Source organism: Streptomyces meridianus, assembly GCF_023703325.1.
GTDB lineage: Bacteria > Actinomycetota > Actinomycetes > Streptomycetales > Streptomycetaceae > Streptomyces > Streptomyces meridianus.
The window spans coordinates 1-13,061 of sequence record NZ_JAMQGM010000036.1; the positions used below are offsets into that span (position 1 = coordinate 1).

The following is a 13,061-nucleotide window of genomic DNA, read 5'->3' on the forward strand; positions in this document are numbered from 1 at the left end:
CGTCGGCGGCGGCCCACTCCAGCGCGAGGGCACCGGCCACGGCTGCGGTGAGCGCGCCGGCGCAGCCGACGGGTTCCTCGCCGGTGACGCGGTGGAGGCCGCGGCTGACGGTCACCACCCGGGTGGGGCCGTCAGCGCAGGCGGCGCGGTGCGCCTGCACGGCGAGGACGAGGGAGAGACCGGCGCCGTCGAGAACCGGTCGGAGTTCACCGGGGGTGATGTCCAGCGGCACCGGTTCGGCACAGCCCGCCAGGTGCAGGAGCGTCGTGGGAGTCCGGTTCAGCTCGCGGAGTTCGGCCCACAGGGCGTCCCACTGGGTGCGCTCGGCGAAGTCCAGGGTGTAGCGGCCGAGGCCGATGCAGGCGTATGAGTCGCCCTGGGTCACGACGACAGCAGCCGCGAACGGTCCTCCTCCGGCAGTGAGTTCGGCGGCGAGGCCCGTCCGGTCGGCCAGCACCAGGGTGGTGGCCGGGTCGACGGGCGGCGCCGTCCGGCCGGTCCCGGGCAGAGGTTCCCAGACGGCGCGGTGGAGGGCGTCGGGGACGGTGCGGGCGTTGCCCTCGGCGAGATCGAGCTCCCGCAGGACGTCGTCGAAGCCGCCGTCCAGGAAGCGCCGGCGGATACCCGTCCGCTGGATCTTGCCGCTGGTGGTCTTGGGAAAATCCGCTGCGGTCACCGGCACCACCTGGGCGCCTGCGAGCTGGAAGCGCCGGGCCAGTTCGGCTCTGATCCGGCGGACGGCCGGTACCGGGTCCGCGGGCGCCACGGCGGTCTCTGCGGGAACGAAGAACACCACGAGTTGCTCGCTGCCGGTGCCGGGCGCGGGCACGCCGCAGGCGGCGACGGATCCGGCGGTGACACCGTCGATCGAACCGACCGCGTCCTCGAGTTCGTGGCAGAAGTAGTGGCTGCCGTTGATGATGATGACTTCTTTGCGGCGGCCGGTGATCGTCAGCTCGCCGTTGCGGAGGAACGCGAGGTCGCCGGTGTCGAACCAGCCTTCGCCGCGGAACGCCTCGGCGTTGGCTTCAGGGTTGTCCAGGTAGCCGGGGGTGACCCGGCCGCCGGCGACCTGGAGTCTGCCGATGCGGCCCTCGGGCAGGACACGGTCCTCGTCGTCGCAGATCCTGAACCGGGCGCCGAGGGTGGGAGCACCCATGCTGAGGAAGGTGGTCCGCTCGGCCTCCGCCACCTCGTCGCCCACCCATTCCAGGTCGCCGGTGAGCGATGACTTGCGCACGCGGTGCACGGTTCCGGGAGAGCCGAACCGCTTGTAGCTGATGGCGGTGCAGGTCTCGGCCATGCCCCAGGCCAGGAGCATCGCATCCTCGGCGACGCCGAACGGGGCGGTGGCGGCGAGGAAGTCCGTCACCACGGGCAGGGTGCACTGTTCGCCGGCGTTGATCAGCGAGCGTACGGCGGACAGGTCCCAGCGCCGGTCCGGCCTGCGGCGCAGTGCCTCGACGACCAGCTTGTAGCCGAAGTTCGGGGACCAGGAGTGGGCGGCCCCGTGGCGTTCCAGGAGGTCGAGCCAGAGCAGAGGGTCGGCGACGACGAGGTCGGTGGGGGTGTGCACGGCGGGGCATCCCAGGACCGTGTCGCGCAGATGGAACATCAGCAGTCCGGCGACGTGGTCCAGCGGCAGCCAGTTGACGGTGGTGTCGCCCGGTCCGGTGCCCTGGGCGCGGGCGCCGGCCACGTACTCCATCACGCCGCGGTGGGTGATCCGGATGGCCTTGGAGTGGCCGGTGCTGCCCGAGGAGAGCTGGAGCAGGGCCGTCTCGCCCGGGTCGGGAAGGTGCGGTTCGGTGACGGGCTCGGCCCGTTCCAGTTCCTCGACGTCCAGGACGCTCACGTCCTGCATCGGGTAGAGGGCGGTCATGGCGCGCACGCCGTCCACCGATGCCCCGGAGGCGACCACCACGGGTTCGCGCAAGGTCTGCCAGGCGTGGTGAAGCTTGTCGAGCACGGCTCCCCGGGTGTCGTAGCCGGGGGGGCCGGCGACCGTGACCGGCTGGATGCCACCCAGCAGACAGGCCCAGAGGGCCGGGAAATACCGGTCCAGGGAAGGAACTTGGAGGATCGCGCGATCGCCGGCGGCCACTCCTGCTGCCCGGAGTCCGCCGAGTATCCGCTGGGCGCGGCTCAGCAGTTCGGGGTAGCTCAGGAAGACCGTACGGTCACGTTCGAGAACCAGGTGCAGTCCCGAGTCGGGCCGTTGCCCGGCGGTGCGCAGCAGGGCCTCGGGCAGGGTGCGCGGAGCCCCGGGGTCGGGGACCGGATCGGGTCCCCTGCTGAGGGCGGGCGTCGCGGGGGCGGCGTGCAAAGTGGCGCTCCCGGCCCGGGCATCGGAGGCAGGCCGGGCGTGACCGGCCGAGGGCGGGGCCTCGGCGGGCGGTTCGGGGTCGAGCCCGGCCAGGTGCAGCCGGCCTGCCGCGAACGGGGTGGGTTCCAGGGCGAGCGCGGTTCCCGCTCCGCAGTGCGCGTCGCCGTGGCGTCGCAGCAGGGCCTCACTGAGGACGGGGACCCGGTCCAGCGCTCCGAGGTCCACGGTCCCGTCCGGCAGCCGCGGAACGTCGTCGACCAGGACCGGCTGCACGGGCAGGCCGGCTTCGAGCGCGGTCACGGCGACACGTCGTTTGAGACCGGCGAAGCCGGCCTGGGCGGCGGGCACGACGAAGGCCACCGGTTCGGCCGGAGTTGTGGCGGGGCCGTCGCCGGTGGGGACGATGGCGCAGTCGAGCACATCCCGCAGGGTGCGCAGGCGTGCTTCGAGCCGGGATACGGACGGGTCGGTCGCCATCGTTGCTGTTTCCTGGAGTCGTGGGGAGGCGGACGGGGCACGGTTCGGGACGTTCACGTGTCCCGGGGCGCAGGCAAGGACGGTGCCGCGGGACCGAGCGGGCGACGGGCCGGGATCAGCCGGGGGAGGTACGGGACGCGGCGGTCTCCTGGGCCGGGGCCCCCACCGGTGGCCCGGAGGCGTCCCTGCCCGGAGAAGTGCGCGCGAGCGCGGGGACGGTGACGAGGAGCAGGAGGAAGCCCAGGGCGAGAACGATGGCCGTGCCGTGCGCCAGGGCGACGACGGTGAAGGGCGCCAGCCGGTCGAGCAGTGTGGCGCACAGCACCGTACCGATGCCCAGGGCCGCGGTCTCCGCCATGGCGGCCGTGCCGAGCAGCCGGCCGCGCTGGTCGTCCGGGAGGGCCTGGAGTCGTGAGTCGTAGACGATCTGGGTGAAGCCGTCCGCCAGTCCGGCGCCGGCCGCCACCACGATCAGGGCCGCGGTGGGCAGTCCGCTGAAGGCGACGATGAAGAAGCCGGACATCAGGCACGTCCCCACGGCGAACGCCCGCTCCCCGCCGCCCCGGCCGTCCCGGCCGCCGGCCCACCGGTTCAGCAGCGGGACGCGGGAGACGAGTTGGTGGGCGATCAGGCAGCCCACGGCCCAGGCGGACCAGAAGCGGCCGACGAAGGCCGCTGCGGTGTCCTCGTCGATCTGCGCCGCGTAGACGGGAAGGCCCACCTGGTGGGAGGCCGAGCCGAGGTTGTCGACGGCGCGCACGGCGACCAGGCAGAGCACCACGGGTGCGTACCGCCGCAGCCCCGTCAGCCACACGCGGGCGGCGAACCGCCCGCTTGCAGCGCGGACTTCGCCGTTCTCGGCTCCGGTGTGCGCGTCCCGCCCGGCTTCCTGCGGGCCGCTGACGCGCCGCCCCGACGCGGTCAGGGGAAGCAGGGCGAGGGTCGCGGCGGACACGAGGAAGGTCCCGGCATCGAGGACGAAGGCCGCGGTGTACCCGGCCCAGGCGACGACGACACCGGCGGAGGCGAACCCGAACACCATGGCCAGTGAACGGCCGGTCACCAGCAGTCCGTTGGCCCGCACCCGGAGGTCCTGGCCGACGATCTCCGGAACGCTGCTGCGCAACGCGACACCGGACAGGGTGGAGCATGCACCCATGACCGCCGCCAGCCCGTACAGCAGCACCTCGCGGGCACTGTCGGGTGACAGGGCGAAGCCGAGCAGGGCGAGTGCCTGGGTGAAGTCGCCGCCGATCATGAGGTGTTTGCGGTTGAACCGGCCGACCAGACGCCCGGCCGCGAAGCCGGCGAGGAAGGAGGACCCGATCCGCAGCAGCAGGAAGATTCCGACGGAGAGCGCGCTGCCGGTCGTCTGCAGGGCGAACAGGTTGAGCGCCACCATGTTGAGGAACGAGCCGTAGGACGAGACGGCGTTGCCCACGACCAGGTACAGGAAGGGGCGGCCGACCCGCCCGGCCCGGAGCGGAGCGGACGTCATCGCACGACTCCTCGTGGGCCTCGGTCGCTCGGGTCCGGTGCGCTGACGCCGGTCTCCGCAATCCCCGCGGCGGGTTGTCCGGGCATGCGTGCCGGATGCCGGTGCCCGGGCTGCAGCGCTCGGCGTGAGCACGTCCCTCGGCGGTTCTCCATGTGCTCTTCCCCCTGTGCCGACCCGTCGGACGGCCGCGCGTGAAGGTGTGCGTCCCGTGGGGCGGCCGGCGGCTGCCGCCGGTTCCCGGGGCGGAGGCAGTGGCCTGTCCGCCTCGCGTGGAGCTCTCGTGCCCGGGTGCGCAGGGGCCCGCGGCACACGGACGGCCTGTGCAACCCGGGGGTCGCACAGGCCGTCGTCATGCATCCCGCCTGGCGCAACGGCGTTCTGCGACAGGGCGGTTCCGGTGAACTACGACCGGATCAGGCGTGTACTGCTCGGCGCGGGGCCGGTCAGTAGACGCTGACGCCGTAGTAGCTGAGCGCCTCGGTGATGGGCTGGAAGAACGTGGTGCCGCCCGAGGAGCAGTTTCCGCTGCCGCCCGAGGTCAGGCCGACCGCGCTGTTGCCGGAGCGCAGCGAGCCGCCGGAGTCGCCCGGCTCGGCGCAGACGTTGGTCTGGATCATGCCGTACACGATGTCGCCGCCGCCGTAGTTGACGGTCGCGTTCGTGCCGGTCACGGTTCCGCTGTGGGTACCGGTGGTGGAGCCGTGACGGGTGACATACATGCCGACGTAGGCGTTGGCCGCGCCGGTGATGTCGGTACCGCCGGCGGTGCCCGGGTGGGTGACCGAGCCGTCGTAGCGGACGATGCCGAAGTCGTTGGTCGGGAAGTACGAGTCGACCGTGGGGCCGATGTAGGCGCCGGAGCCGGTGGTCCAGCTCGGGTAACCGTCGGTGCAGTGACCGGCGGTGATCATGTAGTAGGTGCCGCTGCCGCTGCGGACGTTGAAGCCGGCGGAGCAGCGCCATCCGGCGCTCGCGTAGATCGCGTCGCCGCCCTGGAGGAGCTTGGTGAACTTGCCCTCGGTGCGGTTGACCTCGATGGCACCGGCGTTGGCGCCGGCCTCCTTCTTGATCTTCGCTATCTCGGCCTTGGAGACCGTGGAGTCGGCCGTGACGACGACCTTGTCCGTCTTCTGGTCGACGTACCAGGCGGTGCCGGCCACGTCGGCCGTCTTCACCGCGTCGCTGACCTTGGACAGCGCCGAGGCGCTGAACGTGGTCGGGGCGGACTGCGCCGAGGCAGTGGCTGCCGGGACGGCGAGGGCGGCGGTGGCCGCGAGACCGGCGGTCAGAGCCATGAGACGCGCGCGTCTCGCGGTGGAGCGACCGGTGAAGGCAGAGGGGATCTTCACGTATTCCTCCAGGTTGGGGGGATCTCCAAGACCGCCGGGAGGCGGACCCGAACAGCGAAGCCGGAGACATCGGCTGCGATTCGCCGTGCCCCTGACAAGCGCCGCTCAGGAGTATTCGGCTCGTCACTCCCCGGCGCAAGAGCACCGGCGGGAGTTCATCGGCAGAAACACGCCAGAAACAGCACACGGGAAGTAAATGGTCGCTTTGGTCACCGTATGAACGTTGAGAGCCGGCAGCCGACCGGCATGTGCGGAAACCCCCAACCTTCGTTCCTGAGCTGGGACTTGGGGTGAACGGACGCTCGGTGGGGCAGGTGCGGCCCTCATCCCGGCAGAGCTTCTCCCGGACGAGACGGCGCAGCTCGGCCGGGCCCGTTTTCGAGCGATTCCCGGCGACCGCCCGGTCCGGCGCGACGGGACGGAAGGGGACATGTCGCTTGCGCCGTCGACTCCCTCGGGCCGGCGGCGCACGGCCGAAAACCGTTCGTCGAGTTGCGTGGCAGAGGCAGCCCCTCGCTGCGGACGGTCGTCCGTGCCACTGAGGACGACTCAGGCAGCCTCACCGGCAGGGTGGATGCGGAATGTTCCGCCCGCCGGGGCCGCGGCGGCGCGCCGAGGCCGTCCGAGAGGGTTCGTCAGGCCGTCGGCGAGCCCCACACGTCGGGTCTGCCGACGGGCGCCAACGGGCATCGGCGTTCGCCGTGTTCCGCCCCTGCCGGGGGCCGGCTCAGTGCGGGCCGAAGAAGGTGACCGGGCGTTCCCGGCGTTCACCGTCGACGACGATGTCGGCCCGCTCGTTGTAGAAGGCCACCCTGCCCCTGATCGCGTCCACCGCGGGCAGGGGGTCCGGGTAGCTCCAGGCGACCCCGGATTCGCCGCCCGCGCTCCAGTATTCGGTCGCCGCCCCCTTGTACGGGCAACGGGTGTGCTGCGACTCGGCGGTGAGGAGATCGAACCGCACGTCCTCGCGGGGGATGTAGTAGCGGACGGGCAGCCCGGTCTCGAACAGGAGCACCGGATCCCGGGTGTCCGCGACGACCGTACCGCCGATCGCGACCCTGACATGACGGCTGCTCGGCAGCGCATCCACCCGTTTGTGCGGGTCACGGGGGTGGACGAAGACCTCCTCGTCCTCCTCGTACCAGTGGTCCAGCACGTCGCGCCCGAACCAGTCGAAGGAAACGTAACCGGCGAGTTCCTCTCCGGGGTACGTCCAGGCCGCGGATCCGGCGCGTTCGCCCGCGGCCTCCAGGTCGTAGAACCGTGTCGCCCCGGCATGCCGCCCGGTGGGCGGGTGTTCGGCCGGACGCAGCAGGTCGGTGCGGACGTCCCTCTCGGGGAAGGCGTACAGCGGTACGGGGCGGCCCGGCTCCCAGACCAGCAGCGGCCGACGGCTGTCGACGACGGTGACGTCGCCCTTGACCGCCCGGACCCAGCGTTCGCAGGGCTCCCAGACGACGCTGTCCTCCGGGTCCGGCGGGCGGCGGACGACCCGGGGGGGTTCGCCTGCGTTCTCTCCCGGCATGTGGCACTCTCCTTCCCGGGGGCGGTTCTTCCGGCACCCACCCTGCCCGGCAGGGGCACGGTCTGCCACCACCGACCGTCAGAACGGGCCGTGGAGTTCCCCGAGCCGGTCGGTCAGCCGCAGGTTCTCCGCATAGTCCACGGGACAGGCGATGACGGAGACGGCGTCCGCGGCCAGGGTGTCCCGGAGGACGGGCAGCAGATCGTCCGCCGCTTCGATCCGGTGCCCGTGCGCGCCGAAGCTCTCCGCGTAGGCCACGAGGTCCGGATTGGTGAAGCGGGTGTGGCTGTGCCGTCCGAGTTCGAGCTCCATCTTCCAGGTGATCAGCCCGTACTCGCGGTCCACGAGCACGAGCACCACCAGCGCAATGTTCTCCCGCACGGCGGTCTCGAGCTCCTGCGAGTTCATCAGGAACGCCCCGTCCCCCGTCATCGCCAGCACCCGGCGGGCGGGCCGGGCGAGTTTGGCGCCGAGCGCGCCGGGCAGGGCGAAGCCCATGGTGGACAGCCCGTTGGACAGCAGACAGGTCTCGGGGGCGAGCGTCGGGTACAGGCGGGCCATCCACATCTTTCCGGCGCCGGTGTCGGCGAGCACGATGTCCTCCGGGTCCAGGGCGGCCCGTACGTCCGCCACGATGCGCTGCGGCACCAGCGGGCAGGACTCCGAGTCCCGGCCGTAGTCCAGTTCGCCTGCCAGCAGTGCCCGGATGCGCGCGGGCTCCCCGTCGCCGAAGCGCCGGCCGACGGCAGCGGCCAATTCGTCCAGCGCCTGCGGGAGATCGCCCTCGACGCCCACCTCGACCGGGTAGTGGGCGTCGACCTCGGCCGGGAAGCGGTGCAGGTGCACGATGCGCTTGTCGGCATCCGGATTGATCTTGGCCGGATCGAACTCCTGGATCTCGTAACCGACGCAGACCAGGACGTCCGCTGCGTCGAAACCGAAGTTGCCGTAGTCGTGCCGCATGAACCCGACTGCGCCGAGCGCATTGGGGTGGTCGTCGGGGAAGACACCCTTGCCGTGGAACGTCGTCGCGACCGGCAGCCCCAGCTTCTCGGCGAACCGGACGAGGGCCGCGCCGGCCCGTGCACGGGCGGCGCCGTGACCGGCCAGCACCACCGGGTTGCGGGCGTCGGCCAGCACCTTCGCGGCCCGCGAGATCTGCACCGGGTGCGGGGCATCGGCCCGTACCCGGTCGAACGGCAGGGGCGTCAGGGGCTCGGCCGGCCGAGCGGCCTCGATGTCCTCGGGAACGGCGAGGAACACGGCGCCCGGGCGCTCGCTCTGGGCCGTCTTGAACGCCCTGCGCATCATCTCCGGTACGGCCTGCGGACACTGGACCCGGGCCGACCACTGGGTGACCGGGGCGAACATCGTCGCCAGGTCGATGACCTGGTGGGACTCCTTGTGCGTACGGTTCAGCGCGCCCTGCGCGGCGAGCGCGACGAGCGGTGTGCTGTTGGTCGACGCGTCGGCGGTTCCCAGCAGCAGGTTGATCGCGCCCGGGCCGAGAGTCGCCGAACAGACCCCGGCGCGGCCGGTGAGCCTGCCGTACATCTCGGCCATGAACGAGGCGGCCTGCTCGTGGCGGGCCAGGACGTAGCGGATGCCCGAGCCGTTCAGGGCATCCACGAAGCGGATGTTCTCCTCGCCGGGTATCCCGAAGACGTACTTGACACCTTCGGCCTCCAGGCAACGCACCAGCAGATGGGCGACATCCTGGCCACCGCTCCCGGGGGTCCGGCTCCCGGCCTGTGAACCCATGTGTCGAGCCTAGGCCGAAGTGCGGCAGGTGTCGCGACGAGTGCCGGGGGCACTACACAGGCTGCGGGAGCGGCAGGCCCGTCCACCCGTTGTCCGCCTACCGGCCGGGCCGTGTCAGGCGCGGGCGTGCGCCAGCAACGCGGTGTGCGGCAGCGCCAGGATCCCGTCGGCGACGGCGAACTCCCCGCTCATCTCCAGGTAGTGGCGCCGGATCTCCGCGGTCACGGCCGGTGTCTGGCGCGCCACGGTCTGCCCGATCGTCCCGACCCCATCGGCGTGTCCGGCCCACCACACCTCCGTGTCGACCCGGTGCTTCCAGGCGAGCGTCCGGCACCCGGCATCCTCCAGTCCGGCCGACTCCATGAGCGCCGCGAGACCATCCCCCGTGCGCGGGAAGTCGTCCTCGGGCCGCAGGGCCGGCAGGTCGGCCGGGCGGCGGGCACCCGATGCCTCGACCGCCCGTCCGACCAGCGCCTGACCGGCCCCGGGGGGCCTGGCCCAGATCGTCACCGCAACCCGGCCCCCGGGCCGGGTGATGCGTTTCAGCTCGGCGAGGGCGGAGCGGGGCCGGCCGACGTGGTTCAGCACGAAGTTGCCGGCCACGGCGTCGAATTCGTCGTCTGCAAAGGGCAGTCGGGGCAGGGCGGCCAGGCGTACATCGGCCTGCGGCGCATTCCGGCGGGCGAGCACGGCCATGTCCGGGTCGGCGTCCACCGCGACGACGTCCGCGCCGCGGGCCGAAGCCGCCGCCACCACCGCGCCCGCCCCGGTTCCGACGTCCAGGACCCGGTCACCCGGCCTGACATGCGCGGCATCGAGGAGCAGCGGAATCGGGTACGCGCACAGGTGTGCGAAGCTCTGCGCGTAGGCCCGGGCCCGACCGGCCCAGATCCGCCGCTCGCTCTCGTCGAACACGGTCGTCGCCACGGAGGGCGGGACGGATGCCTCGCGGGGCCTGCTGCGCTCGCCGGGAACGGTCAAGGAATCAGGCCTTGCTCGCCATTCCGGCGACGATGAGTTCTTCCCACACCGTCAGTTCGCTCTTGCCGCCCGCGATCCGGGAGACGCCCTCGGGCTCCGCGTCGGGCTTCCACAGGACGGTCGGGACGATGCCCGGCTCGAGGATCTCCATGGGGCCGAAGAGGGCGGATATCTCGTCGTCGCTGCGCCACCGGCCGCGGCCGAACGTGCTCTGCAGCAGGTTCTCGGCCGCTTCGGTCTCGGGGTTCTCCCCGGTGCGGAAGTGGCTGATGAAGATGTGGCTGCCGGAGGGAACTCGATCGTGCCAGAAGCGGACGATGCCGGCCGGGTCCTCGTCGTCGTTGATGTGGTGCAGGATCGCCGACATGATGACGGCCACGGGCTGTTCGAAGTCGATGAGGGCTTCTACGTCGGGGTGGTTCCGGATCGCCTCGGGATCGCGCACGTCCGCCTTGATGACGCTCGTGAACTCGTTCTCCTGCAGGAGCGCGCGACCGTGGGCGAGGACGATCGGGTCCGCGTCGACGTAGACGACCCGGGCATCGGGAGTGTGGCGCTGGACGATCTGGTGGACGTTCTCCGCGGTGGGCAGACCGCTGCCCATGTCGATGAACTGGCGTATCCCGGTGTTCGCCACGAGGTCGCGGACAGCACGTCCGAGCACCTTGCGGTTGCCCAGGGCGATGGCGATCGAACCGGGCAGGTCCTTCTTGAAGCGGTCGCCGATCGCCCGGTCGACGGCGTAGTTGTCCTTGCCGCCGAGGAGGTAGTCGTAGACGCGAGCGATGCTCGGCTTCTCCTGGTCGATCCCGGAGGCGGTGCCGTCGTCCATGAGCGTTCGTTCCCTTCCCAGGCGTCGTACCGATCATCGTAGGCGGTGGCGATCGTCCCGGGGGGAGCGGATTCCCGGCAATCGACCCGCGCCCGCCGTAGGCCGGATCCGCGGGCGGGCGCTGGGAGTTGTGCGTGGTCAGGGGCGTATGGACCTGACGGGCCACCAGGCACGGGAGCCGATGTCACGCACCAGTGCCGGCACCAGGAGCGACCGGACGACCAGGGTGTCGAGCAGCACGCCGAAGGCGACGATGAAGGCGATCTGCGCCAGGAAGGCGAGCGGGATGACGACGAGCGCGGCGAAGGTGGCCGCGAGCACGACACCCGCGGAGGTGATCACGCCTCCGGTGGCGGTCAGTCCGCGCAGTGTTCCGGCGCGCGTTCCGTGCAGCAGTGCCTCCTCACGAACGCGCGTCATCAGGAAGATGTTGTAGTCGACGCCGAGTGCGACGAGGAACACGAACCCGTAGAGCGGCACGGAGGCGTCGGTCCCGCCGAATCCGAGGAGATGGGTGAAGACGAGTGCCGAAACGCCCATCGTCGCACCGTAGTTGAGGGCGACGGTCGCCACGAGGAGCAGCGGCAGCAGCAGGCATCGCAGCAGGACCACCAGGATGACCAGGATGATCGCGAGAACCACCGGGATGATGAGGTTCCGGTCGTGCACGGCCGTCTGCTGGGTGTCGTACTGCTGGGCGGTGTAGCCCCCGACCAGGGCGCCCGCTCCGGGCACGGCGTGCACCTCGTCGCGCAGCCGTACGACCGTCTCCTTCGCGGCATCGCTGTCGGCGGCGTCGCGCAGGGTCACGTTGACAAGGACCCGGCCGTCCACGACGACCGGCTCGGACCCGGGCCGGCCCGAGGCCGTCATGGGAACGGCTGTGGCGACGCCCTCGGTCTTCCGCGTCGCGGCGATCACCTCTGCCGCCCGGCCGGCGTCGGCGATGACGACCGCCGGGTTGCCCGAGCCCCCGGGGAAGTGCTCGCCGAGCACGCGCTGGCCCTGCGCCGACGGTGCGTCGTTGATGAAGATCTCGTTCAGCGGGACGCCGCGGGCGTCGAGCGTGGGTGCGAAGGCCGCACCGGCGACGAGCAGGAGGAGGGTGGCCGCCCAGATGCGGCGGGGCCTGCGGTCGACGGCCCGCGCGATGCGGGCCCACAGCCCGCGGCTCCCGGATTCTGCGGCGCCCTCGTCACCGTCGCCGGCCTGCAGCGTCCCGTGCCGCGGCCGGACCGGCCAGAAGGCGACGGAGCCGAGCAGGGCGAGCACGGCCGGCAGGAAGGTGAGCGCGCTGAGCAGCGCGCAGGCGATGCCGATGGCGCCGACCGGACCGAGTGCACGGTTGTTGGTGAGGTTGCTCAGCAGCAGGGCGAGCAGGCCCAGTGCCACGGTCGCCGCGCTGGCGGTGATGGCGCCGAACGACCCGCGCACAGCGGCCCCGACGGCCCGGAACCGGTCCCCGTGCACCGCGAGTTCCTCGCGGAAGCGAGCCGTGAGCAGCAGGGCGTAGTCGGTCGCGGCGCCGATGACCAGGATGGAGAGGATGCCCTGGACCTGTCCGTCGACGCGCACCACGTCGCGCTCGGCCAGGTAATAGACGACGGCGCAGGCCAGGCCGAGCGCGAACACCGACCCGGTGATCACGACGACGGGCAGCAGCACGCTGCGGTAGACGAGCAGCAGGATGAGCAGCACGACGCCGAGCGCCGCGCCGAGAAGGATCCCGTCGATCCCCGCGAACGCCTCGGACAGATCCTTCTGGGCGGCTGCGGGGCCGGCGACGTGGACGTCCGTGCCCGGGACGTCCCGCGCCCCGGCCTCGATGCGCTCGACGGCCGGCCCGAGCTTCTTGCCGAGGTCCGCGCGGAGCTTGACGACCCCCTGGAGCGCCATGCCGTCCTCGGAGGGCAGCGGGGGCGAGACCTTTCCGGTGGCGCCGGGGACCTCGGCGGCCTCGGCGAGGGCGCGGGCTGCGGCCGCGCGCTGCTGCGCTGCGACGCTGCCGTCCCGGGCGACCCAGACGACGACGGCGGGCAGGGTGTCGGACGTCCGGAAGGAGTCCTGGAGGTCGTTGACGCGGGTGGATTCGGCGCTCTGCGGCAGGAACGCCGCCCGGTCGTTGGTGGAGACCTCCCCGAGCTTGCCCGCGAAGGGGCCCAGTGCTCCGCCGATGCCCAGCCAGACGGCGAGCAGGAGCAGGGGGAGCAGCCATCGCAGACGGCTTGCCGCGGGTTTCATCCGTTCCTCCGAGCGGTCGCAGTTGTGTCGCGTCTTCCTCGCACCTAGAAACCTTAATCATTAAGATTTCG

8 protein-coding genes are annotated in these 13,061 nt (G+C 71.8%); all 8 read right to left on the reverse strand.

The window, feature by feature from the left end; genetic code table 11:
* Window positions 1-2,803 (reverse strand): AMP-binding protein (locus M1E25_RS16585; RefSeq protein ID WP_251416211.1); only part of this gene is annotated, 2,803 nt, incomplete at its 3' end.
* Window positions 2,804-2,918: 115 nt separating this feature from the next.
* Window positions 2,919-4,301, reverse strand: a complete 1,383-nt coding sequence (locus M1E25_RS16590) for an MFS transporter (protein ID WP_251416213.1) — start codon at window positions 4,299-4,301, stop codon at window positions 2,919-2,921.
* 443 nt (window positions 4,302-4,744) lie between these two features.
* Window positions 4,745-5,650: a S1 family peptidase gene (locus tag M1E25_RS16595; protein ID WP_372500928.1), complete on the reverse strand. Its 906-nt coding sequence runs from the start codon at window positions 5,648-5,650 to the stop codon at window positions 4,745-4,747.
* Window positions 5,651-6,377: 727 nt separating this feature from the next.
* Window positions 6,378-7,175: a DUF427 domain-containing protein gene (locus M1E25_RS16600; protein WP_251416215.1), complete on the reverse strand. Its 798-nt coding sequence runs from the start codon at window positions 7,173-7,175 to the stop codon at window positions 6,378-6,380.
* Between the two features lie 78 nt (window positions 7,176-7,253).
* On the reverse strand, window positions 7,254-8,936 hold the full coding sequence (locus tag M1E25_RS16605) for an acetolactate synthase large subunit (RefSeq protein ID WP_251416217.1): 1,683 nt from the start codon (window positions 8,934-8,936) through the stop codon (window positions 7,254-7,256).
* Between the two features lie 114 nt (window positions 8,937-9,050).
* Window positions 9,051-9,863 carry a class I SAM-dependent methyltransferase gene (locus M1E25_RS16610; protein ID WP_251416308.1) on the reverse strand — a complete coding sequence of 271 codons (813 nt, stop codon included), beginning with the start codon at window positions 9,861-9,863 and terminating at the stop codon, window positions 9,051-9,053.
* 58 nt (window positions 9,864-9,921) lie between these two features.
* Window positions 9,922-10,749, reverse strand: coding sequence for an SAM-dependent methyltransferase (locus M1E25_RS16615; protein ID WP_251416219.1), 828 nt, complete (start codon window positions 10,747-10,749; stop codon window positions 9,922-9,924).
* A gap of 138 nt (window positions 10,750-10,887) precedes the next feature.
* Window positions 10,888-12,990 carry an MMPL family transporter gene (locus M1E25_RS16620; RefSeq protein ID WP_251416221.1) on the reverse strand — a complete coding sequence of 701 codons (2,103 nt, stop codon included), beginning with the start codon at window positions 12,988-12,990 and terminating at the stop codon, window positions 10,888-10,890.
* Between the last annotated feature and the right edge of the window lie 71 nt (window positions 12,991-13,061).

What these genes read in the sequence shown, in the direction of transcription:
- M1E25_RS16620 (WP_251416221.1), bottom strand. Translation starts at nt 12,990, where the DNA reads ATGAAACCCGCGGCAAGCCGTCTGCGATGGCTGCTCCCCCTGCTCCTG.
- M1E25_RS16590 (WP_251416213.1), bottom strand. Translation starts at nt 4,301, where the DNA reads ATGACGTCCGCTCCGCTCCGGGCCGGGCGGGTCGGCCGCCCCTTCCTG.
- M1E25_RS16605 (WP_251416217.1), bottom strand. Translation starts at nt 8,936, where the DNA reads ATGGGTTCACAGGCCGGGAGCCGGACCCCCGGGAGCGGTGGCCAGGAT.
- M1E25_RS16615 (WP_251416219.1), bottom strand. Translation starts at nt 10,749, where the DNA reads ATGGACGACGGCACCGCCTCCGGGATCGACCAGGAGAAGCCGAGCATC.
- M1E25_RS16600 (WP_251416215.1), bottom strand. Translation starts at nt 7,175, where the DNA reads ATGCCGGGAGAGAACGCAGGCGAACCCCCCCGGGTCGTCCGCCGCCCG.